At 70.0% G+C, this 26,745-nt stretch carries 19 protein-coding genes; 5 read left to right on the forward strand and 14 right to left on the reverse strand.

The window, feature by feature from the left end:
- Positions 1–63: 63 nt before the first annotated feature.
- Positions 64–693 (reverse strand): TetR/AcrR family transcriptional regulator, encoded by a 630-nt coding sequence (locus KQY30_RS08340; RefSeq protein ID WP_217306293.1) that lies wholly within the window; start codon positions 691–693, stop codon positions 64–66.
- A gap of 137 nt (positions 694–830) precedes the next feature.
- Here KQY30_RS08340 and KQY30_RS08345 point away from each other — a divergent pair, with 137 nt between their 5' ends.
- A complete protein-coding gene (locus KQY30_RS08345) occupies positions 831–2,387 on the forward strand; it encodes an MFS transporter (protein WP_217306294.1) in 1,557 nt (518 codons plus the stop codon).
- A gap of 147 nt (positions 2,388–2,534) precedes the next feature.
- On the opposite strand, the gene KQY30_RS08350 is transcribed toward KQY30_RS08345, so the two are convergent.
- The 4 genes from KQY30_RS08350 to KQY30_RS08365 all read right to left on the reverse strand — a co-directional run bounded on the left by KQY30_RS08350 (position 2,535) and on the right by KQY30_RS08365 (position 6,865).
- On the reverse strand, positions 2,535–4,373 hold the full coding sequence (locus KQY30_RS08350) for a DUF4153 domain-containing protein (protein WP_254407018.1): 1,839 nt from the start codon (positions 4,371–4,373) through the stop codon (positions 2,535–2,537).
- Between the two features lie 185 nt (positions 4,374–4,558).
- On the reverse strand, positions 4,559–5,488 hold the full coding sequence (locus tag KQY30_RS08355; protein WP_217306295.1) for an ADP-ribosylglycohydrolase family protein: 930 nt from the start codon (positions 5,486–5,488) through the stop codon (positions 4,559–4,561).
- A gap of 29 nt (positions 5,489–5,517) precedes the next feature.
- Entirely contained in the window at positions 5,518–6,177 is a 660-nt protein-coding gene (locus KQY30_RS08360; protein WP_217306296.1) for a histidine phosphatase family protein, read from the reverse strand.
- A gap of 82 nt (positions 6,178–6,259) precedes the next feature.
- On the reverse strand, positions 6,260–6,865 hold the full coding sequence (locus KQY30_RS08365; protein ID WP_046495476.1) for a YdbC family protein: 606 nt from the start codon (positions 6,863–6,865) through the stop codon (positions 6,260–6,262).
- A gap of 215 nt (positions 6,866–7,080) precedes the next feature.
- On the opposite strand from KQY30_RS08365, the gene KQY30_RS08370 reads away from it, so the two are divergent.
- On the forward strand, positions 7,081–7,617 hold the full coding sequence (locus KQY30_RS08370; RefSeq protein WP_217306297.1) for a TerD family protein: 537 nt from the start codon (positions 7,081–7,083) through the stop codon (positions 7,615–7,617).
- A gap of 28 nt (positions 7,618–7,645) precedes the next feature.
- Positions 7,646–8,347, forward strand: a complete 702-nt coding sequence (locus tag KQY30_RS08375) for a 2-phosphosulfolactate phosphatase (protein WP_217310883.1) — start codon at positions 7,646–7,648, stop codon at positions 8,345–8,347.
- Between the two features lie 155 nt (positions 8,348–8,502).
- Here the strand turns inward: KQY30_RS08375 and KQY30_RS08380 are convergent, their stop codons facing one another.
- Together KQY30_RS08380 and nrdR are read right to left on the reverse strand one after the other, a co-directional pair.
- Entirely contained in the window at positions 8,503–11,409 is a 2,907-nt protein-coding gene (locus tag KQY30_RS08380) for a vitamin B12-dependent ribonucleotide reductase (RefSeq protein WP_217306298.1), read from the reverse strand.
- A 142-nt stretch (positions 11,410–11,551) separates the two neighbouring features.
- A complete protein-coding gene (nrdR, locus tag KQY30_RS08385; RefSeq protein ID WP_217306299.1) occupies positions 11,552–12,058 on the reverse strand; it encodes a transcriptional regulator NrdR in 507 nt (168 codons plus the stop codon).
- Between the two features lie 499 nt (positions 12,059–12,557).
- Between nrdR and lexA the strand changes: the two genes are divergently transcribed.
- Positions 12,558–13,343: a transcriptional repressor LexA gene (lexA, locus tag KQY30_RS08390; protein ID WP_217306300.1), complete on the forward strand. Its 786-nt coding sequence runs from the start codon at positions 12,558–12,560 to the stop codon at positions 13,341–13,343.
- A 158-nt stretch (positions 13,344–13,501) separates the two neighbouring features.
- Here lexA and KQY30_RS08395 read toward each other — a convergent pair whose 3' ends face one another.
- The 5 genes from KQY30_RS08395 to KQY30_RS08415 form a co-directional block, all read right to left on the reverse strand.
- Positions 13,502–15,472: an ATP-dependent DNA helicase gene (locus KQY30_RS08395; RefSeq protein ID WP_217306301.1), complete on the reverse strand. Its 1,971-nt coding sequence runs from the start codon at positions 15,470–15,472 to the stop codon at positions 13,502–13,504.
- A gap of 39 nt (positions 15,473–15,511) precedes the next feature.
- Positions 15,512–17,296: an IucA/IucC family siderophore biosynthesis protein gene (locus KQY30_RS08400; protein WP_254407554.1), complete on the reverse strand. Its 1,785-nt coding sequence runs from the start codon at positions 17,294–17,296 to the stop codon at positions 15,512–15,514.
- A gap of 223 nt (positions 17,297–17,519) precedes the next feature.
- Positions 17,520–18,260, reverse strand: coding sequence for a GNAT family N-acetyltransferase (locus tag KQY30_RS08405; protein WP_217306303.1), 741 nt, complete (start codon positions 18,258–18,260; stop codon positions 17,520–17,522).
- A 116-nt stretch (positions 18,261–18,376) separates the two neighbouring features.
- A complete protein-coding gene (locus tag KQY30_RS08410) occupies positions 18,377–20,290 on the reverse strand; it encodes an IucA/IucC family siderophore biosynthesis protein (RefSeq protein WP_254407020.1) in 1,914 nt (637 codons plus the stop codon).
- Between the two features lie 146 nt (positions 20,291–20,436).
- Complete coding sequence (locus KQY30_RS08415; protein ID WP_217306305.1) at positions 20,437–21,801, reverse strand: diaminobutyrate--2-oxoglutarate transaminase family protein; 1,365 nt, start codon at positions 21,799–21,801, stop codon at positions 20,437–20,439.
- Between the two features lie 336 nt (positions 21,802–22,137).
- Between KQY30_RS08415 and KQY30_RS08420 the strand changes: the two genes are divergently transcribed.
- The gene (locus KQY30_RS08420; protein WP_217306306.1) at positions 22,138–23,349 is read left to right on the forward strand and encodes a serine protease; all 1,212 of its coding nucleotides are present in this window, start codon (positions 22,138–22,140) and stop codon (positions 23,347–23,349) included.
- A 112-nt stretch (positions 23,350–23,461) separates the two neighbouring features.
- Here KQY30_RS08420 and hflX read toward each other — a convergent pair whose 3' ends face one another.
- Both hflX and KQY30_RS08430 read right to left on the reverse strand, forming a co-directional pair.
- Positions 23,462–24,952 carry a GTPase HflX gene (gene hflX, locus KQY30_RS08425; protein ID WP_217306307.1) on the reverse strand — a complete coding sequence of 497 codons (1,491 nt, stop codon included), beginning with the start codon at positions 24,950–24,952 and terminating at the stop codon, positions 23,462–23,464.
- A 157-nt stretch (positions 24,953–25,109) separates the two neighbouring features.
- Positions 25,110–26,633: a M1 family metallopeptidase gene (locus tag KQY30_RS08430; RefSeq protein ID WP_217306308.1), complete on the reverse strand. Its 1,524-nt coding sequence runs from the start codon at positions 26,631–26,633 to the stop codon at positions 25,110–25,112.
- Positions 26,634–26,745: the final 112 nt, after the last annotated feature.

The following is a 26,745-nucleotide window of genomic DNA, read 5'->3' on the forward strand; positions in this document are numbered from 1 at the left end:
CGCCGTGCAACAGACCGGGTACCGGCCGTCCTCAACAGCCGTGTCCGGCACGCTTCCCCGGGTTCACCGGGCCGCGGGCGGCCGGAGCATCGGCACCATGATCTGATCGATCATCTCGGCGATCTCGTCATCCTCCCATTCGCTCCCGCACACCTTGGCGCGGAACATCATCAGCGCCGGTATCACCTGGAAGACGAGTTCGCCGGTGGCGTCGGGCCGTACGTCACCACGCTGGATTCCGCGGTCCACCACCTGACCGAGGAGCCGGTTGGAGGGCTCGATGAAATTGCTGTTGATGAGTTCCTGGAAACGCTCGGCGCTCGCCGGGTCGCATTCGTGAAGGACCGCACGGAGTGCGAATCCGGGCTGCGAGAACATCGCGTCCCGCACACGCCGGCAGAGCTGGTAGAGGTCCTCGCGGGCGCTCCCGTGGTCGGCCGCTTCGTCGAACGGCGGCAGCGCCGCCAGGAGCGCGTCGGCGACCAGGTCCTCCTTGGACGGCCAGCGGCGGTACACCGCGGCCTTGCCCGTCTGGGCTCCGGCGGCGACGCCCTCCATGGTCAGACCGTTCCAGCCGACCGTACTCAACTGCTCCAGCGCGGCGTCGAGGATGGCCCGTTCCAGTACGGGACCACGGCGGCGCAGGGACGCCGACCGCGACCGAGCGGTGGCCGCGGAGCGCGAAGACATCATCGGTAACTCTCCATCGTTGGCTGACACTCCGGGGCGGCAGCGTTCAGTGAACGCTTGCGTTCACTGAAGGGGACTCACTACCGTGGGCGCGGCAGTGAACGGATGCGTTCACTAATTCACTCGTGGGGGATCCAACAGTGACAACCTCTCAACTCGAAAAACAGAGCGGACCACGGGGCGCGGCCCGTCGCACAGGGCGCCCGGGGATCGCCCTCACCGTCATCGCCGCCTGTCAGCTCATGGTCGTACTCGACGCGACGATTGTGAATATCGCGCTTCCACATATCCAGAACGCTCTCAGCTTCTCGACCACGGACCTCTCCTGGGTGCTGAGCGCGTACACACTGACCTTCGGCGGTCTGCTGCTGCTCGGCGGCCGGGCCGGCGACATCCTGGGCCGCCGCCGGGTGTTCATGGCCGGCATCCTGCTCTTCACCCTGGCGTCCCTCCTCGGCGGCTTCGCCCAGGAGCCCTGGCAGTTGCTGGCCGCCCGGGCGCTCCAGGGCGTCGGCGGAGCGATCGCCTCGCCCACCTCGCTCGCCCTGATCACCACCACCTTCGCCGAGGGGCCCGAGCGGAACAGGGCGTTCGGCGTCTTCGCCGCGGTCTCCGCGGGCGGTGGCGCCATAGGCCTGCTGGCGGGCGGCATGCTCACCGAATGGCTCGACTGGCGCTGGGTGTTCTTCGTCAACGTACCGATCGGCGTGCTGATCGCGGTCCTCGCGCCGAGGTACATCAATGAGTCCGAACGCCATCCGGGACGTTTCGACCTCGCCGGTGCCGCGACCTCCACGCTCGGTATGGCATCACTGGTGTACGGATTCATCAGGGCCTCCGAGGAGGGCTGGCGGGACACACTGACCGTGTCGGCGTTCGCCGCGTCGGTGGTGCTGCTCGCGATGTTCGCGGTGATCGAGTCGCGGGCGAAGGAGCCCATCACTCCGCTCCGGATGTTCGCCGACCGGAACCGTTCGGGCACGTACGTCATCATGCTGAGCCTGGCCGCCGCGATGTTCGGGATGTTCTTCTTCATCGTACTTTTCGTACAGAACGTGCTCTCGTACAGCCCGATCAAGTCCGGTCTGGCCTTCCTTCCCGTAACGGTCGCGATCATCGTGGCTGCGGGGCTGTCCCAGCGGCTGCTGCCGGTGCTCGGGCCCAAGCCGTTCATGGTGACCGGTTCGACCTTCACCGGCCTCGGTCTGTTCTGGCTGACGCTGATCAGCCCGGACAGTTCATATCTGAGCGGGGTGCTCGGGCCGCTGCTGCTCTTCGGCTTCGGCATGGGGCTGAACTTCGTGACGCTCACCCTGACCGCGGTCTCCGGAGTCGCGCAGCACGAGGCGGGCGCGGCCTCCGGGCTGCTCAACGCGAGCCAGCAGGTGGGCGGTTCGCTGGGGCTCTCCATCCTGGTCACGGTGTTCGGTACGGCCAGCCGCAACGAGGCGGAGCGGCAACTGCCGTCCTTCATGGCGCAGGCGAGCCCGGAGCAGAAGGCGGAGCTGGCCAAGACCCAGGAGCTGCCGGGGCGCTGGGGCCACGAGGTGCTGACCCAGGGCATCTCGACCGCTTTCGTCGCGGCGGTGGTCATGGCGGCGGTGGCGCTGCTGACGGCGGCGCTGGTGATCCGGGTGCGCAAGAGCGATCTGGACGCGCTCAGCGGCAGGGCGGAGGCGGCGGGTCCGGTCGCCTAGGGGTTTTCGTTTGGATCCGGCTGGAGCGGATCCGGCTGGAGCCAGCAAGATCCAAACGGGAGGCCCTAGCATCTGACCACGCTGGTCACGGCCTGGATCCGGGTCAGGGGCGGGGGACCGGATCCGGATCCAGGCCGTACGAAAACGTCACAGCCCGTCGAAGTCGCCGCGGTAATCGTCGAAATAGCCCCAGCCGGCACAGGTGACGGAGTGGTCGACCGGCCGCTCCGCCAGAATGTCGCGGGCCCGCCGTTCGGCCAGGCTCGTCGCGTACCAGGGCTGGTCGCCCTCCGACAGATTCTGATCAATACCGGTCAGAGCGCATGAGCGCAGCGGCTCGGGCAGCCGGTCCAGGGCCGGCACCGCGTCGGCGGACAGCTCCTGGAAGTACTCGACGTCGATCTTCTCCGTACGTTCGTACCGCTGGACGTTCTGCTCGGCGACCAGCCCGTCCGGCGAGAGCAGCCCGTACACGAGGACGGCCGCGGCAGCGCTCGCGGCGACAGCGCGCGGCAGCCAGCGTCCGCCCACGGCCCCCGCCACCAGGATCAGCACGATCACCAGCGCGAGCCACAGCTCCATCGCCGCCACCGTGACGCGCAGCCGCGTCAGTCCGTATGCCTCGACGTACAGGTCCATCCGGCGCAGCGCGGAGGCGGTCACGATCAGCGTCAGCACACAGAGGACGCCGAGCACGGTACGGACCAGCGCGCGGTCGCGGGCACCGTCGCGCGGGGCCCAGCGACGGGCCAGCCCGATGACGAGCAGGACGAGGACGGTGACCCACAGAAGCTGCCAGAAGCCCTGGCGCGCGTACTCGGAACGCGTGAGTCCGGTCTGCTCGAAGACCTTGCGGTAACCGCCGAAGAGCACGGCGAGCTGGACGGCGATGAAGGCCGCGAACAGCAGGTTCAGGACGATCAGCGGAAGCGCCCATTCCATCCGGGCGCGGGCCTTGCCGGGCCGGACGGTGACGCGGTCCCAGCGCAGCGGCGCGGCGGCGGTGTGCGCGGCGGCGAGGGCGCCGAGGAGTCCGACGCCGAACAGCAGGAAGCGCCAGGGTCCGTCCTCGACCGACACCTCCGGGGTCAGACCGCCGAGCAGATCGGCGAACGCCGCGTCGGCGCCCGCGAAGAGCGAACCGAACACGACCAGCAGCACGACCGCGACGACGAGCGCGCGGATCACGGGCAGCCAGTGCCGCCGCGACTGTCCGGCGCGCTCGCGCAGACCGCGCAGAGCCCAGGCCATGGCGGTGCCGATGGAACCGAGCAGGCCGAACGGGCCGAACACCACGCCCGGCCAGGTGCGGGCCCCGTGCAGTGCCAGCGACCCCAGGGCCATCGCGGTGGTGATCGCGAGGAAGGTGGGCAGACCGGCGTCGCTCAGGGCGGGGACGACCAGCAGCGCCGCACCTCCGAGGGCCCAGACCAGCGTCCAGGGGCGCGGGCGGCGGCCGGCCGCCTGCGCGGCGAAGTAGGCGGCGAGGGCGGCGGGGACCGTCACGATCAGCAGATTCAGCCCGGCGCCCTCGCCCAGCAGCAGGGCGCTGAGCAGGGCGGTCGCCAGGACCGACCAGAGTGTGGCGACGCGGATGCGGGCCGGGGCGGTGGGACTGATCGCGGTGAGCCAGGCGGGCGGCTCGGGACGCTGCGGCTGCCACTGCTGCCAGTCGGGCGCCGGCGGCGGGCCCTGGGGCTGCTTGCGATACGGGGACGAGGCGGCGGATGCCCGCGCTGCCGCGCCCGGCCGGGCGGCTTCGGATGCGACGCTCTCCGCCTCGGGTTTCGGCGCGGTGGCCGCAGCCTCGGGTTTCGGACCGACGCGTGCGGTGGCCTCAGCCGCGGCTTTCGTACCGGCGCTCGCAGCCTCGGATTTCGGCGCGGCGGTCTGGGCGACCAGGTCTGCCGGCTCCTGCTCGCTGTCCGCGGTCCCCCGGTCGTCCGGCTCCTCGGCCGGCACGGGTATGGACGGTGTATCTGTCACGGGACCCCCTCCCGACCGGGCCCCGTCGCGGTGGAGTGGTGCGTACGGCCCGGTGTCTCGTCGGCATGCGCCCGTCGAAGATCATCAAGGCGGCGTGGCGGACAGAGTAACCACGTACCCGAGCCGGTCCCGCACCCCTCAGGGTCGCCTGTGGCAGGACCGTGACAAACGCATGCCCCCGGTGGTCACCCGGTTACGCCCGAGGACAGCCAGCCGGGAAGCTCTTCCGTACGCTCCCGCCAGTGCTCGGGCGGCGCCCCGGCGGTGCTCGCGGCGATCACTCCCCCGACGATGGCGCAGTTCGTATCGACATCTCCGCCCACCTGGGCCGTTGCCCAGAAGCCCCGTTCGAAATCGCCGAGGGCGCGCGCCGCCGACCAGAGGGCGAACGGCACGGTGTCCTGCGCGCTGGTGCGCCGTCCGCAGCCGAGGACGGCGGCGACGGTGCCCGCGTCGTCGTAGTCGAGCATGTCCCGCGCCCTGCGCAGCCCCGCCCCCACCGCACTGCGCGGTACGAGTGCCACCACTCCGTCGAGCAGGGCCTCCGGCGACGGCGGTCCCGCCGGGTCGGCGGCAAGGGCCGCGGCCGCCGCCACCGCCATGGCGCCCGCCACGGCCTCGCGGTGCTGATGCGTGGTGTACGCGGAGATCTCGGCCTGGTGGGTGGCCTGTTCCGGGTCGTCCGCGTACCAGGCGCCGAGGGGCGCGATCCGCATGGCGGCTCCGTTGCCCCACGAGCCCTGCCCGTTGAAGAGCCCGGCGGCCAGCTCACGCCAGTCGCCGCCCTCCCGGACCAGCCGGAGCATCCGGTTGACGGCGGGGCCGTAGCCCCGGTCGAAGTCGTGGCGCTCGGCGAAGGAGCGTGCGAGCGTGTCCTGATCCATACGGCCGAGCGCGGCCAGCACGGCGAGGACCGACGCGCCCATTTCGGTGTCATCGGTCCACTGCCAGAGCCCGGGCGGCAGCTCCCGCCGCTTCAGCAGGGGATAGTTGGACGGTACGAAGAACTGGGAGCCGAGGGCGTCGCCCACGGACAGTCCGCGCAGGCTGGCCAGGGCACGTTCGAAGCGCCCCTCAGGTGTGAAGTCACCCGCGAGTGTGAAGTCAGCGGTCATCGGACTGACACTTTAATCGCACGGTCGTGCTAGCCGATACGGCCGTACGGTTCCGGGGTCCGCCAGCGCTCGAACGGCCGGTCCAGGGTGTATCTGCCGTCCGCGCCGAGCAGCAGCGTCCGGGTCTCCGCGTTGCAGGGGTTCGACAGTGACTCGAATTCGGCGACCGACCAGTGGAACCACCGCATACAAAAGAGCCGCATCGTCAACCCATGGGTGACCAGGAGCACATTCTCCGGAGAGTCGGGCGCCTCGAAGCTCCGGTGGAGGGACTCCAGGAACGAGCCGACCCGGTCGTACACATCCGCGCCGGACTCCCCCTGTGCGAAGCGGTAGAAGAAGTGCCCGTACGCGTCGCGATAGGCCTTCTGGAGCTGTACGTCGTCGTGGTCCTGCCAGTTGCCCCAGTCCTGCTCGCGCAGCCGCGGCTCCTCCCGTATCCGTACCTGTTCCGGATCGAGGCCGAAGGCCTGGAACGTCTCGTGCGTACGGCGGTACGGGGAGACATAGACGCTGACCTGCTCCCGGCCGAACAGCTCGCGCAGTCGTGCGCCGGTCTCCTCGGCCTGCTGTCTCCCCTTCTCGGTGAGCCTCAGGGCGTGGTCGGGCCGGCGTTCGTACACCGAGTCATCTGCGTTGCCTTCCGACTCTCCGTGCCGGACAAGGACAATGCGCCGCGGTCGTGCCATGCCATGACCCTAGAGCGGCCCGGAATCCGGGTGCCGCTCGGGGCGTACCACCGGGGCGCGCGCACCGCCGGCGCGCGCGGGGTCACACCGTCCAGCCCGGTTCGAGGTCGACGACGTCCCCGGCCAGCGCCGCCACATCCGCGGCCGTCTGCGCGCGCAGGGTCAGCCGCTCTACCCGTTCGACCCGGTACTTTCCGTGCTCGGCCGCGGACTGCCACATCGACAGCACGATGAACTCATGGCCGGGCGCCTCGCCGAACAGCCCGCGCACCATCCCGGGCGACCCGGCCATCGCCGGGTTCCACACCTTCTCCTGCATCAGCGCGAAGTGCTCGACACGGTCCTCGTGGACCTTGCAGTGCGCGACCCGGACCACGTCCGCGTCGGTGAACCGTGGCTCGAAGCCGGTCTTCACATCGAAGCGGTAATCGAATAGTTTCGCCTGGACGTCCCGGTACGTCCCCGACTGCGCGGCGGCCAGCCGGTCGTGCGAGCGGGCCATGAAGGAGTCGTAGAACGCGCGGCTCTCCCAGAACGCGAAGACATGGGCGACGCCCGGCTTCGTCCGGCTCCATCCCCCGCTCTGCCCCCGGAACCCCGGTTCACCGAGCAACCCCGCCCATTTGCGCTGCCCGCGTTCAAACCCTCGTCGGTCGACCACGGTGCAGCGCGTCCACTTGACCAGCACCGCGCCATCGTACGGCGCGGAGCGTGGCGCGGGTCACGCTCCGCAGGAGTGCGTGGCACGCAACCCGGCGGTACGCACACGGATACGAGGCGAGTATCGGCCAACGTGGCGTCAACCGGACTGATCACGGGGCCTGTTGTCAGTGTCCCGGTCTAGCCTTGCAGTAAGTGGGCCTCAGACCGGCCCGGTTCCGATGAGGACGAGGGGGAGGACCAGTGAGCAGCAGTCTCAACCGAGGGGTGGCGAAGATCGAGGTCACGCTGAAGTGGGACCCGAGTCCCCTGGGCGCGCCGCCGCACGATCTCGACCTCGTCGCCGCGACCTATACGGCGAAGGACCCGAACGGGAAGCCGGCCTATCTCGTCTACTTCGGAAGCCGCTCACCGGACGGCACGATCACTCTGGACCGGGAGAGCAGGACCGGCCAGGGCTTCGGTGCCGACGAGGAGATGACGCTGGAGCTGGACCGGCTGTCGCCCGCGTACCACCGGGTGGTGGTGGGGGTGGCCATCCAACAGCGCGACGGGCGGCGGACGTTCGGCGACATAACCAATACCCGGGCGCGTGTCCTGGAGGGATACACCGAGCTGGCCGAGCACGACTTCACGGGTGTCCCCGCCGCCACCGCGGCGACCTTCGCGGAGTTCACCCGGGACGCCTCGGGCGCATGGCAGTTCCGTACGGCCGTCCGTGGTTTTGACACCGACCCCCAGTCCTTCGGCACCCTGATGGGCACCACCGGCACCGTCTGACGCCCCGGCATGCGCGAACATGATCGGCATGAACGCTCGTTTCCTTGGCATCGCCGAGCTGGGTGAAGCCCCGTCCGTGGCGGTCGTGGTCGACGTCATGCGGGCTTTCACGGTGGTTGCCTGGGCCTTTGCCCGGGGTGCGGAAAAGATCGTCCTTGCCGAGTCGCTGGACGAAGCCCTGGCGCTCAAGGCTCGCCATCCGGATTGGGTGGCGCTCAAAGACGGTCCGCCCGCGCCGGGGTTCGACATGGTCAACTCGCCGGGCCTGCTGCGGTCCGTTGACCTCACCGGACGGACCGTAGTGCAGAAGACGACGGCAGGGACGGTCGGCGCCCTTGCGGTCAAGGAGGCGTCGCTGGTGCTGTGCGCCGGCTTCGTGGTGGCGGAGGCGACGGCTCGGCTCCTGCGGGCACGCGCGTCTGACAGTGTCACGTTCGTGGTCACCGGCGAGGACGGTCACGCAGATGAGGATCTGGCGTGCGCTCAGTACATCGCTCGCAGGACCACCAAGGCCGGAACGGATGCTGCTGAGTTCCTCCGCCGTGCCGGCGAGTCGCGTGCCGCCGCCGAGCTGGCGGAGGGTGTGCGTCAAGGAGTGCATCCTGATGACGTCGCGCTCTGCCTTGAGCTCGACCGGTTCACCTTTGGCATGGTGGCGGCCTTGGAGGACTCGCTCATGGTCCTCCGTCGGTGCGAAGTGCCTTCGCCGGCCGACGAAGCCTCGGCCTGATCGCTGTCTCCGCAGATCCGGAACGCCGCGGATCCCGGACGCCGGAGAGGGCGCCGGCCCATGGCCGGCGCCCTCTCTCGTGCGGATCAGCGTCCTCAGCAGCAAACCCTCAGCAGCAAGTGCTCAGTGTCGTATCAGACGTCATTCGCTCGGCTTCAGCTACAGCCGCTGGTCGATCCGCAGCCCTCGCAGATGTAGCAGGACCCCGCCCGCTGCATCTTCGTACCGCAGGAGAAGCACAGCGGCGCGTCGGCGCTGATGCCGAGCTGCATCTCGACCAGCTCGGCGGAGGTGTGCGCCTCCTTGGGGGCCGGGATCGCGGCCGGGCCCGCGACATCGGCGGCGGAGACCGCCTTCAGCGTCTCCGCCGGACGCGGAGTGGACTGGACGAGGCTCTCGGTGTCCAGGGTGTCCTCGTCCAGGGACGGCTCGTACGAACCGGTGTCCAGGTGGCGCTGGCGCTCCTCCGCGGAGTGGATCCCGAGGGCCGAGCGGGTCTCGAAGGGCAGGAAGTCCAGGGCGAGCCGGCGGAAGATGTAGTCGACGATCGACTGCGCCATCCGGACATCCGGGTCGTCCGTCATCCCGGCCGGCTCGAACCGCATATTGGTGAACTTGGAGACGTAGGTCTCCAGCGGCACGCCGTACTGAAGTCCGACCGAGACGGCGATGGAGAAGGCGTCCATCATGCCCGCGAGGGTCGAGCCCTGCTTGGACATCTTGAGGAAGACCTCGCCGAGACCGTCGTCGGGGTAGGAGTTGGCGGTCATATAGCCTTCGGCGCCGCCCACCGTGAAGGAAGTGGTCAGACCGGGACGGCCCTTGGGAAGGCGCTTGCGGACCGGGCGGTACTCGATAACCTTCTCCACCGCCTGGCGGATGGTCTCCTCGGCCTTCTCGGCGACCTTCTCCGTGGCCTTCTCCTCCTTCTTCTTGGCGGAGAGGGGCTGGCCGACCTTGCAGTTGTCGCGGTAGATGGCGAGGGCCTTGACGCCCATCTTCCACGCCTCGAAGTAGACCTCTTCGACGTCCTCGACGGTGGCGCTCTCCGGCAGGTTCACCGTCTTGGACAGCGCGCCGCTGATCCACGGCTGGATGGCCGCCATCATCCGGACATGGCCCATGGCGGAGATGGAGCGCTCGCCCATCGCGCAGTCGAAGACCTCGTAGTGCTCGGGCTTCAGTCCGGGCGCGTCAATCACATTGCCGTGCTCGGCGATGTGGGCGACGATCGCCTCGGCCTGCTCGGGCTGGTAGCCGAGGCGGCGCAGCGCCTGCGGCACCGTGCCGTTGACGATCTGCATGGAGCCGCCGCCGACCAGCTTCTTGAACTTGACCAGGGCGAGGTCGGGCTCCAGACCGGTGGTGTCGCAGGACATCGCGAGACCGATGGTGCCGGTGGGCGCGATGACCGAGGCCTGGGCGTTGCGGAAGCCGTTCTTCTCGCCGAGGCGCAGGACGTCCTGCCAGGCCTCCGTGGCGGCGGCCCAGACGGGGGTGTCCAGGTCGTCCATGCGGACGGCCGTGGCGTTGGCGTCGGAGTGCTGCCGCATGACGCGCTTGTGCGGCTCGGCGTTACGGGCGTAGCCGTCGTACGGACCGACGACCGCGGCCAGTTCGGCCGAGCGGCGGTACGAGGTGCCGGTCATCAGTGACGTGATGGCGCCGGCCAGCGCGCGGCCGCCGTCAGAGTCGTAGGCGTGGCCCGTGGCCATCAGCAGGGCACCGAGGTTGGCGTAGCCGATGCCGAGCTGACGGAAGGCGCGGGTGTTCTCGCCGATCTTCTGGGTCGGGAAGTCCGCGAAGCAGATGGAGATGTCCATCGCGGTGATGACCAGCTCGACGACCTTGGCGAAGCGCTCGGACTCGAAGGACTGGTTGCCCTGGCCGTCGTCCTGGAGGAACTTCATCAGGTTCAGGGAGGCCAGATTGCACGAGGTGTTGTCCAGGTGCATGTACTCACTGCACGGGTTCGAGCCGTTGATCCGGCCGGACTCGGGGCAGGTGTGCCAGCGGTTGATCGTGTCGTCGTACTGGATGCCCGGGTCGGCGCAGGCCCAGGCCGCCTCGGCCATCTTGCGGAAGAGGGACTTGGCCTCGACCTCTTCGATGACATCGCCGGTCATCCGGGCCCGCAGCCCGAACTTGCCGCCGTTCTCGACGGCCTTCATGAACTCGTCGTTCACCCGGACCGAGTTATTGGCGTTCTGGTACTGGACGGAGGTGATGTCGTCACCGCCCAGGTCCATGTCGAAGCCCGCGTCGCGCAGGGCGCGGATCTTCTCCTCCTCCTTGACCTTGGTCTGGATGAAGTCCTCGATGTCCGGGTGGTCGACATCGAGGATGACCATCTTGGCCGCGCGGCGGGTGGCGCCACCGGACTTGATCGTTCCCGCGGACGCGTCGGCGCCGCGCATGAAGGAGACCGGGCCCGAGGCATTGCCCCCGGAGGAGAGCAGTTCCTTGGAGGAGCGGATACGGGAGAGGTTCAGACCGGCGCCGGAGCCGCCCTTGAAGATCATCCCCTCTTCCTTGTACCAGTCCAGGATCGAGTCCATGGAGTCGTCGACGGAGAGGATGAAGCAGGCCGAGACCTGCTGCGGCTGCGGGGTGCCGACGTTGAACCACACGGGCGAGTTGAAGCTGAAGATCTGGTGCAGGAGGGCGTACGCCAGCTCGTGCTCGAAGATCTCGGCGTCGGCAGGCGAGGAGAAGTAGTGATAGTCCTCGCCGGCCTTGCGGTACGTCTTCACGATCCGGTCGATGAGCTGCTTGAGCCCGGTCTCGCGCTGCGGGGTGCCGACGGCCCCGCGGAAGTACTTGCTGGTGACGATGTTGACCGCGTTCAGCGACCAGAAGTCGGGGAACTCGACGCCACGCTGCTCGAAATTGACCGAGCCGTCGCGCCAATTGGTCATGACGACGTCACGGCGCTCCCAGACCACCTCGTCGTACGGATGCACGCCGGGTGTCGTGTGGATCCGCTCGATACGCAGCCCCTTGCCGGCCTTGGTCCCCTTGGTCCGGGAACCACGTGCCGGGCCGCTCGTCGTCTCTGTCATGCCGCCTCCCATATACGTACAAAAACACCCTGACGTGCCATGCTCTTCCCGTGGCACGGGGTCTGTGTCCAAAGCCCCGGGAACGCCTGAGGCGCCCGTGACAGGTCCTGGTTGCCGCGGAGCGGCCGGATGCGGCCGGCCCTCAGTCCGCGGCGGTGGCGGGCACGGGGACCTCGTGGGTCCCGTCGCCGCACTCCTCTACGGGAGGCCGCTCACGCAGTTCCGCGATGGCGGCCTCGAAGTCTTCGAGCGAATCGAACGCCCGGTACACGGATGCGAAGCGCAGGTACGCGACAAGGTCGAGTTCCCGCAGTGGGCCGAGTATGGCCAGCCCCACGTCGTGGGTGGTCAGCTCGGCGCTCCCGGTCGCGCGCACCGCCTCCTCGACCCGTTGGCCGAGCTGGGCAAGGGCGTCCTCGGTGACCGGCCGTCCCTGGCACGCCTTGCGCACACCGGAAATGACCTTGGTACGGCTGAAGGGCTCGGTCACACCGCTGCGCTTGATCACCATCAGTGAGGCGGTCTCCACCGTCGTGAAACGGCGGGAGCAGTCGGGGCACTGGCGGCGGCGCCGGATCGACGTGCCGTCGTCGGTGGTGCGGCTGTCGACGACACGGCTGTCGGGGTGCCTGCAGAAGGGGCAGTGCATGGCTCCGAACCCTCCTTCAAGGCGCGACCGAATAGCCCCGTGAGGGCCCGGAAAGAGCCCCTCGAAGCAGTCCCCAGCATAGGCGATGCCCTGAGCCCCGAACGACCGGGACCACAACTTCTGGGCGGTTGTGACAATCCAACCACTACATCTGGGGCCGGACGGCATCCTATGCCCCGGAGCGTGTCGCCCGCGGAGGCGGGTACGGCGGTCCCGCGCGGGCCGGCCACGAGCGTACGGGAAGGGCCCGGCGGCCGGGATCCGGGACCGCCGGGGTCCCGCACACCGGACGGGCGGGACCGCGCCCTGGGCCCCGGCGCCATGACCCCGGGCGGTACCGTGACGACGGGCCGCCCACGGCCACAAGCCGGGCCCATACACCGAGTCCGTCACTTACGGCAGTCACTCTTCGATTTTTCACTCGAACGTGTGTTTGGCGCAACCTTTCGAAAGCTACTACCGTTGTCCAGCTAGGGAGAACATTTCGAGAGGGGCCGACGTGACCACCACCGCAGACAGTGCCACCATCACTGCCCAGGACCGCTCCCAGAGCCGACTCGAGCCGGTGCATGCCATGAATGACGGGATCATGAATCCGGAGGGGCCCAAGCCCGGCCGTTCGCTGCCCGGCCGACCTCCAGGAATCAGGGCGGACAGCTCGGGTCTCACCGACCGGCAGCGCAGGGTCATCGAAGTCATCCGGGACTCCGTGCAGCGGCGTGGGTACCCGCCTTCGATGCGGGAGATCGGCCAAGCCGTGGGGCTCTCCAGCACCTCGTCGGTCGCCCATCAGCTCATGGCCCTGGAGCGCAAGGGCTTCCTGCGCCGCGACCCGCACCGGCCCAGGGCCTATGAGGTGCGCGGCTCGGACCAGCCGAGCACCCAGCCGACGGACACGACCGGCAAGCCCGCCGCGTCCTATGTCCCGCTGGTCGGCCGGATCGCCGCCGGCGGACCGATCCTCGCCGAGGAGTCGGTCGAGGACGTCTTCCCGCTCCCCCGCCAGTTGGTCGGTGACGGAGAGCTGTTCGTTCTCAAGGTCGTCGGTGACTCGATGATCGAAGCCGCGATCTGCGACGGGGACTGGGTGACGGTCCGCCGCCAGCCGGTCGCGGAGAACGGGGACATCGTCGCCGCGATGCTGGACGGCGAGGCGACGGTCAAGCGCTTCCGCCGCGAGGACGGCCATGTCTGGCTGCTCCCGCACAATGTGGCGTATCAACCGATCCCCGGTGACGAGGCGACGATCCTCGGCAAGGTGGTCGCGGTCCTGCGCCGGGTGTGACGCCTCCACCGGCTCCGACCGGGCCCCGGGACCCTCTGCGCCGGTCCCGGGGCCTGCTGTTTGCCCCGGAACCACGCCCCCGCCGCCCTGGCTGAAGAGCGGCGGCGGAGGCGGTCACTCTCCGGTCGTCATGGTCTGGAACACCAGGCCCCGGATCGTCACGCCCCGGCGGCCTGCGCCGCGGCATCGATCGCCGCGAGGGACCTCCGTACCGTCTGGCCGTCCGTCGTGTACCAGAAATCGGGCAGTGAGGCGCGCAGGAAGCTGCCGTACCGCGCATTGGCCAGCCTCGGGTCCAGTACGGCCACGACACCGCGGTCCCCGCTCGCCCGTACGAGCCGCCCGGCGCCCTGGGCCATCAGCAGGGCGGCATGCGTCGCGGCCACCGCCATGAACCCATTGCCGCCGCCCTCCTCCACCGCCTTCTGCCGAGCGCTCATCAGCGGATCGTCCGGGCGCGGGAAGGGGATCCGGTCCATCACCACAAGCTGGGAGCTGGGCCCCGGCACATCGACGCCCTGCCACAGCGACAGCGTGCCGAACAGACAGGTCTTCGGGTCGGCGGCGAAAGCCTTGATCAGCTCGCCCAGTGTCTCCTCGCCCTGGAGCAGGATCGGCGCGTCCAGCCTGCCGCGCAGCTCCTCGGCGGCGGCCTGAGCCGCCCGCATCGAGGAGAACAGACCGAGCGTACGGCCACCGGCCGCCTCCACCAGCCCCGCCAGCTCGTCCATCATGTCGCCGCGCGACCCCTCGCGCCCCGGTGTGGCGAGATGGCGGGCGACATAGAGGATGCCCTGCTTGCGGTAGTCGAAGGGCGAGCCGACATCGATGCCCTTCCACTGCGGAATGTCGTCCCCCTCCGTCCCCTCTGGCGCCAGTCCCAGCGAGGCGCCCACCCCGTTGAAGTCACCGCCGAGCTTGAGCGTGGCAGAGGTGAGGACGACGGAGCGGTCGGTGAAGAGCTTCTCCCTCAGCAGCCCGGACACCGAGAGCGGAGCCACCCGCAACGAGGCCCCGAAGCGGTCGTGCCGCTCGTACCAGACGACGTCGTACTCGGACCCGTTGGCGATCCGCTCCGCCACGGCGTGCACGGACTCGACAGACGCCAGCGCCTGCTTCCGTACGACATCCTCGTCCTGTACGGACTTGTCGCGGGTCGAGCCCAGCGCCGAGATCACCGTGCGAGCCGCGTCGCGCAGCGCCATCAGCGCATAGCCGAGATCCTCGGGGACCTCTTCGAGCCGCCCGGGCAGGGCCAGCTCCATCAGCCGCTCGAAGCCTTCGGCCGCCGTCTGGAGGGCGTCCGCCGCCTTCTCGTTCACCAGCTTCGCCGAGCGGCGCACAGCACGGTTCACCTGCCCCGGAGTCAGCTCGCCGGTGGCGGCGCCGGTCACCCGGGAGACCAGCTCATGGGCCTCGTCGACGATCAGCACCTCATGCTGCGGAAGCACTGGCGCGCCCTCTATGGCGTCGATCGCGAGCAGGGCGTGGTTGGTCACGACGACCTCGGCGAGCTTGGCCCGCTCCCGCGCCAGTTCCGCGAAGCACTCCGCGCCATAGGCGCACTTCGTCGCGCCCAGGCACTCCCGCGACGAGACGGACACCTGCGACCAGGCGCGGTCCGAGACCCCGGGCGTCAGATCGTCCCGGTCGCCCGTCTCGGTCTCATCCGCCCAGTCCCGCATCCGCAGCAGGTCCATGCCCAGCTTGCTGGACGGCGCGGCCGCCTCGAACTGGTCGAAGAGCCCGTCCTCCTCGTCCTGCGGCACCCCCTCGCGCAGCCGGTGCAGACAGAGATAGTTGGACCGGCCCTTGAGCATGGCGAACTCGGGCCGTCTGCGCAGCAGCGGATGCAGCGCCTCGACCGTGCGCGGAAGGTCGCGCTCCACGAGCTGGCGCTGGAGCGCGAGGGTCGCGGTGGCCACCACGACCCGCTCTCCGTGGGCCAGGGCGGGCACGAGATAGCCGAGTGACTTTCCGGTGCCGGTGCCGGCCTGGACCAGCAGATGGGACGAGGTGTCGATGGCCTCGGCGACGGCTTCGGCCATGGTGACCTGGCCGGGCCTTTCCACGCCGCCGACGGAGCTGACGGCGGCGTGGAGGAGTTCGGGGAGTGATGGCTTCGTCATAGCCCGACCCACCCTACGGCTCACCACTGACAACAGCGATCACTCGCGGCGGCTCCCGGCCGCCAGCGGATTGGGCACCGTACCGTGCACGGCGGCGTGCGGCCGCTCGGACCGGTCGCGGTATCCGTCGAGGTGGAGGCGGTTGCGGTTGAGGCAGAGCCGCTCGATACGCGGGGTGAGCAGGTCGAACGTGGCGAAGCGCTCCTTCAGCTCCGGGAACCGCACGTGGTGGCGCAGGATCTCCGCCCGTACGAGGGACCAGAACTCGTCCTCAGGCACCCCGAGTTGCTCCTCGCACAGGGGTGCCAGATAGCGGAAGACACCGACGAAGAGCCCTGAATGGATGAACTGGGTGAGGAAGCCCGGCTCCTCGGTCAGCAGGATGTCCTTCACGTCGCGCGGCATCGTGCCGTGCTCGGGCAGCGGCTGCGCGCTGATGTTCACATCGTCCACGAAGTCCTTGATCGCCAGCCGTACCGGGACGTCCTGGCCGTCGAAGACGACGATGGCGTTCTCGCCGTGCGGGGAGAAAACGGTTCCGTAGCGGTAGAGGAAGTGCAGCAGCGGCGGGAGCAGCGCCGCGAAGAGCCGCTGGAGCCAGTCCTCGGGCGTGAGACCGGAGCGGGAGACGAGTTCGGCGGTGAACGCCCGTCCCTCTGGATCCGTATGGATGAGGGAGGCGAGCGTACGGGCACGCTCCCCGGGGGCGAGCCGGGTCTCCAGGGGCTCGCGCCAGATCGCGCCGAGCAGTTCCTTGTACTGGTACGGGACTTCCGGGAGCTGGTCGTACAGCGGGTGCTCGACCGTCACCGAGGCGACCTCGCCCAGCAGGATCACCCCGCATTCGTCGCGCAGGAACGGGTCGGCGTCACGGATGCCGTGGACCCATGCGGTGACGGCGGGGGCGGCGAGGGTGCGCTCGGTGGGCAGTCCGCGCCAGACCAGGGTGTTGAGGATGGACAGGGGCAGTTTGACGGTGTGCCGGTCGGGCCGACCGATGTTGAGGAACGTACGGATGGACTGCTGCGGCAGGCGGAGATCACCGTCGGTCGGGAGCGGGACGATCGCTCCCCCGGCTATGGCGGGCGCGTAGAGCGGGAGCAGGACCTCGTCCCACTGCCAGGGGTGTACGGGCAGATAGAGATAGGCGGCCGGGTCCAGGCCCCGGTCCCGGAGGACGGTGTCGAAGCGCTCGCGGACTGCCGGATCGAGTTCCCTGGCGTAGAGCAGGTCGGGGGTGTCCAGGGCGGGGACTCCCCGGTAGGCGGCAAGGGCGGTGCTGACCGCGATCCAGGGCAGCGGGGCCGGTCTGCGGGCCTCGGGCGCCCAGCGCGCCGTATCGGTGGCGGAGAAACCGACGCGGCCCTTGTTGAGGACGAGCCAGGGGTGGCCGGTCTGGTGTCCTTCGAGGTCGGCGTAGCCCAGATCGGCGAGGCGTGCCGCGCTGAGGGCGGTGTGGTCGAGCCGGGCGTCCGCTGCGAGGGTCGCGGTGAGTTCGCGGACGAGATGGCCGAGGGTCTCGCCGTCGAGCCCGAGCACCCGGCGGGCGAGCGGCAGAAAGGCCAGCGGGTCGGTGAAGGGTCTGTTCCGGTACCGGATGGAGCCGGGGTCGACGCGCCAGTCGCCGTAGGCGCCCCGGGTGGCACGGAAGAGGAGCGATTCTCCGGCGTCGAGGGTGAGGTCGTAGTGGCCGACGGCACCGGGGACGGGCGCCGGTTCGATGATCTCCTCGTACGCGAATTCCCCGAGCAGTTTGGCGAGGAGCCGGCCGGCGGCCCGGTCCCAGGACTGGGGGTTCAGCTCCGGCGGGGAGAACAAGGGCACGGTGGAGCCGGGCAGGGCGGTGGAGTCACGGCCGGCCGTGGAGCTGTGGGCAGGAGCGGTGGAGTCGTGGCTGGCAGGGGAGTCGTGGGTGGCAGGGGACTTCGGCACGAGGACTCCTCGGGACGGGACCGGTGTGGATCGAGCGGTGTATCCACAGCCGCCGGAAGCGGCTGAGAGTGGGGGCGAGCAAGGGGCAGGCGCAGGCGGGCCGGCCAGGGACCGTTCAGAGCCGGTCGCGCAGGGCGCGGTCGCGCACCATGAGAGCGGCTCGTTTGCCGGGCAGATCGACCTCCGAGAAGAAGCGGAAGCCTGCGCTCAGGAAGGCGGAGACGGACGGGGTGTTGCGCAGGTCGGGTTCGGCGATGACGCGCCCGCAGCGGGGCCGGTGGTCGAGGATGAGATCGGAGACGGCTCTGAGCAGGACGGTCCCGACCCCGCGCCCGCGGTCGGCGACGCCTCCGAGTAGGAGATGGATCCCGGTGTCGTGCGGACGGGCCGGGTAGTGGCGGGCGAGCGGGTCCAGGTCCGCGCGGTAGATCTCCCAGTAGCTCATCGGAACCCCGTCCAGAACACCGAGGCACGGGACGCTCCGGCCGTCGCCGTCGAGCTGGGGCCGCAGATGGGCGGCGGTCACGGATTCCGGCCCTGCCAGCTCCCAGAAGGCGGCCACAGCGGGATCGTTCATCCAGCGGCTGACCAGCGACAGATCGCGCTCGATACAGACGGGTACGAGCCGGAAGGCACCGGCGGAGGTGGGGGTGGCACCCCAGCCACCCGGGGTGTCGAGCAGATCACCGGCCATCGGAGCGGGGGCGGGCCGCGGCGGTACGACCGCCTGCCCGCCCCCTCCGAACAGTGCGGTCAACTCATCGGTGAGCCGTAGGTCGACGGTGTCCTCGGTGCCCCCGCCGGGGTGCGGGGCGGGGCCGGCTCCACTGCCGGTGCTCGCGTCGGCGGGAGGCATGGGGCGGTCTCCTCTCAGCAGTTCGGACGGGTCGCGTTCCTTCAGAGCCGGACCGGTGACGGATCAATGGCGTATGAGCCGCGGATCAGTGGCGGGCCGGTCGCGTACGAAGCACATCAATGGCGCAGTGGGTTCGTGATGGTGACATACACGGACTGGGTGTCAACAGGCCCCACCAGCTCGTCGAGACCGTGCAGCCGGGTCAGCAGATTGGCCTTGCAGCGCAGAGTGGCGGGCTCCAGCAGCCGTCCGGGCAGCGGCGAGCCGAGTTCCGCCGCTCCGGCCAGAAACTGCCTGAAGGCGGCGAGAAGGACACGTTCGTCGGCGAGTCCCTGCGCACCGAACGCGCCGATCAGGCCGAAGACATTGTTGATGCCGAGGTAGTAGGCGAAGCGCTCGTCGGTGACCTCGTCGGAGACGAAGGTGTCGCTGACCGAGCCGATGCCGGGAAGGCGGCGCTCCAGCGAGGCCCGGTGGGACTCACGGAAGTAGTAGCCCTGGTTGTCGCGGTAGCGGCCCCCGACGGGCCAGCCGTCGGTGTCGAGGAGCACCAGGGTGTTCTGCTGATGGGCCTCCAGGGCGATCCCGGCCGTACCGTCCAGCCAGAGCACCGGGCGTACGACCTGGTCCAGATAGCGCAGAAACCACTCGGCGGACACGGCGGCACGCGACCGGCCGGTACGGGCCGCCAGCGTACGGACGATCTCCGCGAGCCGCGAGTGGGTGCCCGTGCGGCCGGGATACGGGCGCGGAGCGGTCAGCGCGGCGATACAGACGGCGTCGTCCCCGGGCGCGAACGGATTGTGGCGCACCATCACATCGAGCCCGCCGACCGGTTCCCCCTCCGGGGTGTCGACGGCGAGCCAGGCGGGATCGCGGACGATGTCGAAACCGGGGTGCGCGGCCTGCCACTCCTTGCCGAGGCCGCTGCGGAGCAGCCGGTGCACCTCGACGCCCCGGTGGAGTTCCTTGCGGAGGTTCTCACGGCGCGAGTTGGTGATCCGTACGCCGAGCGAGAGCTTGAGCATGGTGGGAGCGTCGGACCGGTGGACCGTACGAATCGAGGAGGTGGGGTGCCAGGGCGCGCCATGGGGGCCCAGGTCGTGCAGGAGGCCGGCGTCGAGGAGCGCGGCCACGGCGGGGCGGTGCTTCAACTCGCGTGCCTGCCAGGGGTGGAGGGGCAGCGGGACGGTGTTACCGGGCAGGGGTACGTCCCCGATGAGGCGGGTGGTGAGCAGTTCCGCGGGGATGACGCGGCCCTGTTCGGTCCAGGCCGAGTCGGTGGCGAGTACGGACCGGTCGACGGCCATCCAGTGCAGCGGGAAGGAGCCGCGCAACTCGGGTGAGTAGAGCCGGGCCTCGGCCTCCGAGAGCCCTTCGCGGCTCTTGGGCGTGGGGTGCAGGGGGTGGCCGAGGACGAGCGACTGCTCGGCGGTGAGGAAGAGATCCGTACCGGCGGGGCCGCCGGGGTCCCGGCGCCGGTCGGCGATGAACTCGGCGGTGTGGCCGAGGGAGTTGGCGACCCGGCCGACCAGATCGGCTCCCTGGTGGCGGCCGCCCTCCCGGCCGAGCAGCGCGGCGACGGTGACGGCCTCGGCGGCCGGGGCGTCCTGAGGCGCGTTCTCCAGGAAGGGCATGCCGAAGCGGTGCCAGCCCGTGGCGGACCAGTACCGGACGGGAACGAGCAGGGCGGTGCCGCTGGCGGTGAGCGGGATCCGCAGCACGGTGCCGTCGGGGCGCGGCAGGCCGGTCTCCCTGACCCAGCAGCGCAGCAGATTCTCGGTGGCCGCCGCGTCGGCTGCCTTGAGCGGGTCAGGGTGGTCGAGCTGGTCGGCCGCCGGAGGGCCGGCGAACGGGCCTGCCGGGGTGGCGGGTTCGCCGTCGAAGCCGCCTTCGGACTGCCGTGGCACCGTCGGGGATCCGGCGGTACGGGCGGCCCGCGCCGGGGCCTGCCCGCCCTGGTGTCCTCGGGGGTGGTCGGTGGAACGGGCGTCGGCCTCGGGCACTTCGGGTGAGGGTGTGGGGTTCACGCGGGCTTCCTTGTGAGGGTGTCCGGGATGTCCTGGATGGCCGGGGCGTCCGGCGGATCTGTGTCCTGAGGATCCGGCGGATCCCGGACGTCCCGGGTGGCCAGCGTGTCCGGGGCGTCCCGGGCCGGCGTCGGCGGTGTCCTGGGTCATGGGCACGGGTCCGTTCCGCTCCGGCGCGGCGCTGTACGTTCGGCGGCGGCGAGGGCGTCGGCAAAGCGGTCCAGGACCGCGACGGCCTGTTCGTCGGTGAGTGTGAGCGGAGGGAGCAGCCGCACGACGGATGAACGGTGACCGCCCAGTTCGACGATGAGGCCACGGTTCAGGCACTCGCGCTGGACGGCGGCGGCGAGTACGGGGTCCGGCGGCGCGGGGTCGCCGGGGGCCGGAGCGACGAGTTCCACACCGATCATCAGACCACGCCCGCGTACGTCTCCGACACAGCGGTGGGTCGCGGCCAGGCCCTGAAGCTGTCCCAGCATCCGCGCGCCGAGGACCGCGGCGCGGCCGGCCAGCCCGTTCTCCCGTACGTACGCGAGGGTCGCGGCGCCCGCCGCCATCGCGAGCTGATTGCCCCGGAAGGTGCCCGCGGGGGTTCCGGGCGGCCAGCAGTCGAGGTCCGCGTGGTGGACGATCAGAGCCAGTGGGAGGGAGCCGCCGATCGCCTTGGAGAGCACCATCACATCGGGGACGATCCCGCTGTGCTCCACGGCCCACAAGGCACCGGTCCGCCCCACCCCGGTCTGCACCTCGTCCGCGATGAGCGGAATGGACCGCTCCGCCGTCAGTTCGCGCATTCTTCGTAGCCAGGTGTCGGGCGCGGGGATCACTCCGCCCTCACCCTGGACGGGTTCCAGGATCATTCCGGCGGGGACCGGTGCCGCTCCCCTGGGGTCGTCGAGCAGATCCTCGGTCCAGCGCGCGGCCAGTTCCGCGCCGCGTTCGCCGCCGACGCCGAACGGGCAGCGGTAGTCGTACGGATAGGGCAGCCGGACCACCCGTGCGTCCCGGGCACCGGCTGAGGCCGCGAGGGCCCCGGCCGTCAGTCCATGGCTCGCTCCGGTGAAGGCGAGCAGGGTGTCACGGCCGGTGGCGGTACGGACGAGGGTGAGGGCGGCCTCGACGGCATCGCTGCCCGCGGGGCCGCAGAACCGCACCCGGGCGTTCTCGGCGAACCGCCGTGGCAGGGTCGCCAGCAGCTCGGTGGTGAAGGCGTCCTTGACCGGGGTCGCGAGGTCGGGGACATGTAACGGAGCACCCGAGTCGAGGACTTTCCTGATCGCTTCGAGAACGACCGGATGGTTGTGCCCGAGCGCGAGGGCGCCCGCTCCTGAGCCGCAGTCCAGATACCGCCGCCCGTCCGCCCCTTCGATCGTGATCCCCCGGGCCCGCACCGGCACGATGGGCAGCGACCGCGCATAGGTACGGGCCGCCGTTTCACGCAGGGGCTGGCGCCGGAGAATGCCCTCGTGCGCGACGGTGGGCGCCGCCGGAGCTGGTTCGGTCACGGCCACGGCTGTCGGTCCTCCCGCTGTCACGGTTCGGTCACATGTCAGTACGGCGCTCGTCCGGTGAATGTTCGACGGTGAAGCCTGCCCCGTCCCTCGTATGTACCAACGACGCGGAATGCCCCGGATCACGGGCTGACCAAAGATCCTTGCCGTTGGAAACCGGTCAGGGATCAGGCCGGAAACCGCTCACGGAACCGCAGCCCTGCCGTACGCCGTCCCCATCGGCACCCGGCATAGTGGAGGGTCTTGTCCTGGCCCCGACACCGAGGCCGGGACTCGTCATTCGCTTTCCGTACGAACCGTTCCGAAACTGTTCCGAAGTCCCAGGGGGATCACGCCATGCGACCCATTCGCCCGACGCTCGCCGCACGCCGTGGAAGGAGCACCCGGCGCGGATTCCCCGCCCTGGCCGCGGTCTCGGTCGCCGCGACGCTCGCGCTGACGGCCACCGCCTGCGGGCCGGGCGAGGAGAACGCCGCGGCCGAGCCGAGCGCCGCGGCCGACGGCCAGATCACGATTCCGGACGATCTCAAGGACCGGCTCAAGGAGCACGGGATCGATGTGGACAAGTGGCGCAACGGCGAATGGAAGAACTGGGACAAGGACAAGTGGCTGCGTGAGGCCAGGGACTTCGTCAACCCGATCATCGAGGACCTCTGGGACCCGGACAGGATGCGGGACGCGGAGCAGCCGCCCGAGCGGCCCGTCAAGGAGCAGGACATCTCCGGCGACGCGGGAGTCACCGACCCGACTCCTCAGCCCGTCACCGCGCAGGAGGTGAACACGCCGTACGGGGAGAACGCGGCCGAGTCGGGCAAGCTGTTCTTCGACGGGCCCGAGGGATCGATGGTCTGCTCGGCGACCGTGGTCCAGGACCCGGCCCACCCCGGCAAGTCCAACATGGTCTGGACGGCGGGCCATTGTGTGCACGCGGGCAAGGCCGGCGGCTGGTACCGCAACCTCGCCTTCGTCCCCTCGTACAACAACGACGGCCTGTCGATGGCGGAGTCGGAGAACGCCCCCCAGGAGCAGATCGCACCGCACGGAGTGTGGTGGGCGGACTGGGCACAGACCTCCGAGCAGTGGATAGCCCAGGGCGCGTCGTCCGGCGGTCAGGGCGCTCCGTACGACTTCGCGGTCATCCATGTCACCCCGGAGAAGGGCAGCACCGCCACCTCGCTGGAGGAGACGGTCGGTTCGGCGCTTCCGGTGGACTTCAACGCCCCGGCCACGCCGCAGATCGCGAGCATGACGGCGACCGGCTATCCGGCGGCGCCGCCGTACGACGGCCAGAAGCTCTTCCAGTGCGAGGACAAGCCGGGCCGGCTGTCGCTGAACGCCGAGGACCCGACGATGTACCGCGTCGGCTGCACCATGACGGGCGGTTCGTCCGGCGGCGGCTGGGTGGCGGCGGGCCAGGACGGCAAGCCCGCGCTGGTCTCCAACACCTCCATAGGCCCGGTCACCGCGGGCTGGCTGGCCGGACCGCGCCTCGGCGATGTCGCCAAGGGCATCTACGACGGCGTCAGCGAGAAGTTCGCAGGCCAGTAGGGCCGGCAGAGCGGCACCACGTCGCGTATCCCGTACAACCGATGGCCCGCCCCCTCACCGCGAGGGGGCGGGCCATCGGCCCATGTGCGCACAGGACGCAAGGTCCGTACGGTCAGCGTGCCACCGGCACATACGGCGCGAGCGCCGCCGCCAGCTCCTCATGGACCCGGGCCTTGAGCACCGTGCCCTCGGGGGTGTGCTCCTCGGAGAGCACCTCGCCCTCGGCATGCACCCGCGAGACCAGTCCGCCCTCCGTGTACGGCAGGAGGACCTCCACCTCGACCTCGGGCCGGGGCAGTTCGGCGTCGATCAGCGCGAGCAGCTCGCCGATTCCGGTGCCCGTACGCGCCGAGACGGCGATCGCGTGCCGCTCCATGCGCATCAGACGCTGGAGGACCAGCGGATCGGCCGCATCGGCCTTGTTGATCACCACGACCTCGCGTACGTTCACGGCGCCCACATCGCGGATCACCTCGCGCACCGCCGCGATCTGCTCCTCCGGCGCCGGGTGCGAGCCGTCCACCACATGCAGGATCAGATCGGAGTCACCGACCTCCTCCATGGTGGAGCGGAACGCCTCGACGAGGTGGTGCGGCAGATGCCGGACGAATCCGACGGTGTCGGCCAGCGTGTAGACCCGGCCGCTGGGGGTCTCGGCCCGGCGCACGGTCGGGTCGAGGGTCGCGAACAGCGCGTTCTCCACGAGCACGCCCGCGCCCGTGAGCCGGTTGAGCAGCGAGGACTTGCCCGCGTTGGTGTATCCGGCGATGGCGACCGACGGCACCCGGTGGCGCCGCCGCTCCTGGCGCTTGATCTCGCGGCCGGTCTTCATCTCCGCGATCTCCCGGCGCATCTTCGCCATCTTCTCGCGGATCCGCCGCCGGTCCGTCTCGATCTTGGTCTCACCGGGGCCTCGGGTGGCCATACCGCCACCGCCGCCGCCACCCATCTGCCGGGACAGCGACTGACCCCAGCCGCGCAGCCTCGGCAGCATGTACTGCATCTGGGCCAGCGCGACCTGTGCCTTGCCCTCACGGGACTTGGCGTGCTGGGCGAAGATGTCCAGGATCAGGGCCGTACGGTCGACGACCTTGACCTTGACGACATCTTCGAGGTGGATGAGCTGGCCGGGGCTCAGCTCTCCGTCGCACACCACGGTGTCGGCGCCGCTGTCCAGCACCAGGTCCCGCAGCTCCTGGGCCTTGCCGGAGCCGATATAGGTGGCCGGATCGGGCTTGTCCCGCCGCTGGATCACTCCGTCGAGCACCAGCGCGCCCGCAGTCTCGGCGAGGGCCGCCAGCTCGGCGAGGGAGTTCTCCGCCTCCCCCACGGTGCCCGTGGTCCACACGCCGACCAGCACGACCCGCTCAAGGCGGAGCTGCCGGTACTCGACCTCGGTGACGTCCTCCAGCTCGGTGGAGAGACCCGCCACACGCCGTAGCGCGGCGCGGTCGGAGCGGTCGAACTGGTCGCCGTCCCGCTCGCCGTCGATCTCGAAGCTCCAGGCGACATCCTCTTCCATCAGGGCATCGGCCCGGAGGCTGTCCGTGCGGTGGTTCGCGAAGCTCTGCGTGTCCTGGGAAGGGGAAGAAGAGGAGGTCATTGGATCCTTACGTCGCATGGAAGGCCGTCGAATGCCGACCGCTGTTGTCACAACGCGTGACGATCCGGAATGATTCCCGGCGCCGCCGACATCTCGATGGTGACACGGTTCCGCCCGGCCGTCACTCGTGTTTGCGCCCCGGCTCTCCCGCCCGCTCTCACGCTCCGTCGCGGGACCGCGCCACACCGGGCGGCACGGCGGCGGCTCCCGGGCGGTGCCGCGCGTCCCGTGCCGGATCACGGTCACCGGGGTCGGTCCGCCAGTCCGGGTGACCCGGCATCGGCGGGGTCGTCCGCCCGTACAGCCACTCCTTGAAGAATCCCGAGAGATCGCGCCCGGAGATCCGTGAGGCCAGCGCGGTGAAGTCCGCCGTGGTGGCCGTCCCGTCCCGGTGGATCCGTACCCAGTCCCGTTCCAGCCGCTGGAACGCGGCGTGGCCGATCCGCTGCCGCAGCGCGTAGAGGACCAGGGCGCTGCCGTCGTACACGACCGGCCGGAAGAGACTGATCGGCTGGCCCGGGGTCGGCGGTTCCGGGGCGGCGGGAGGTCCGCCGGCCGACCGCCAGCGGTCGGAGTTGCGGTACGCGTTGCGCATCCGCGTCTCCAGTGACTTCTTGGCGTGCTCCTCCGCGTACCGCGCCTCGTACCAGGTCGCGTGGCCCTCGTTCAGCCAGAGGTCCGACCAGGTGCGCGGCGAGACGCTGTTCCCGAACCAGTGATGGGCCAGCTCATGGACCATGATCGAGTCGACGTACCACTCGGGGTACTCCGGACGGGTGAACAGGGAGCGCTCGAACAGCGTGAGGGTCTGTGTCTCCAGCTCGAAGCCCGTGTCCGCGCCGGCGATCAGCATGCCGTACGTCTCGAAGGGGTACGGCCCCACCTCGCGCTCCATCCAGCGAAGGTGACCGGGCGTCTTGGCGAGCCAGCGCTCCAGTTTCGCGCGGTCGGCGGCCGGCACCACATCCCGTACGGGCAGTCCGTGCGGCCCCTCACGATGGACCACGGCCGAGTTCCCGATCGAGACCTGTGCGAGTTCCGTGGCCATGGGGTGGTGGGTGCGGTAGGTCCAGATCGTGGTTCCGCCGTGGCGGGTCTTCGCCACGGGGAGTCCGTTGGCCACCGCGGTCAGCCGCTCGGGCGTGGTGATACGGAAGGTGAAGTAGGCCTTGTCGGCGGGGTGGTCGTTGCTCGGGAACACACGGCGCGCGGCATCGGCCTGGTTGGCCATCGCCAGTCCGTCGGTGGTGCGCAGCCAGCCGCCGTCCTTGCCGTCCGTCTCACTGGTGTGATGAACGGTGATCCGCATCCGCGCGCCCGCGTCGATCGCGCCCCGCGGAGTGACCACCAGGTCCTCCCCGGCTGTCGCGAACCTCGCGGGGGTGCCGTTGACCTCGACCGAGCGGACTCTGCCCTGGGTGAAGTCGAGGTTGACGCGTTCCAGCCGCTCGGTCGTCAGGGCGTCGATCCTGGTGACGGCGTCCAGCGGCTTGGTGTTGTCGCCGCCGTAGGTGAAGGCGAGGTCATAGGCGGTCACGTCGTAACCGGGGTTGCCGAGATACGGGAAGAGGGGGTCGCCGATACCGAGAGGCTCGGGCGGGGGCAGTGTCGCGGCGACGAGGGTGGCCGAGGCAGCGGCGGCCAGCAGGGCGGCGCGCAGTCGGCGAGAGATGAACGGCATGGTGTACGGCTATCAGCGCCTGCCCTCACCCGTCCGGCGGCGCGCTCCGTACCCACCCGAAAGGGGCAGGTCGGAGCGCGGAAGCCCGCCGGATGCCGTGCTGTCGCGCGGT

Source organism: Streptomyces sp. GMY02 (genome assembly GCF_019056675.1).
Taxonomy (GTDB): Bacteria; Actinomycetota; Actinomycetes; order Streptomycetales; family Streptomycetaceae; genus Streptomyces; species Streptomyces odonnellii.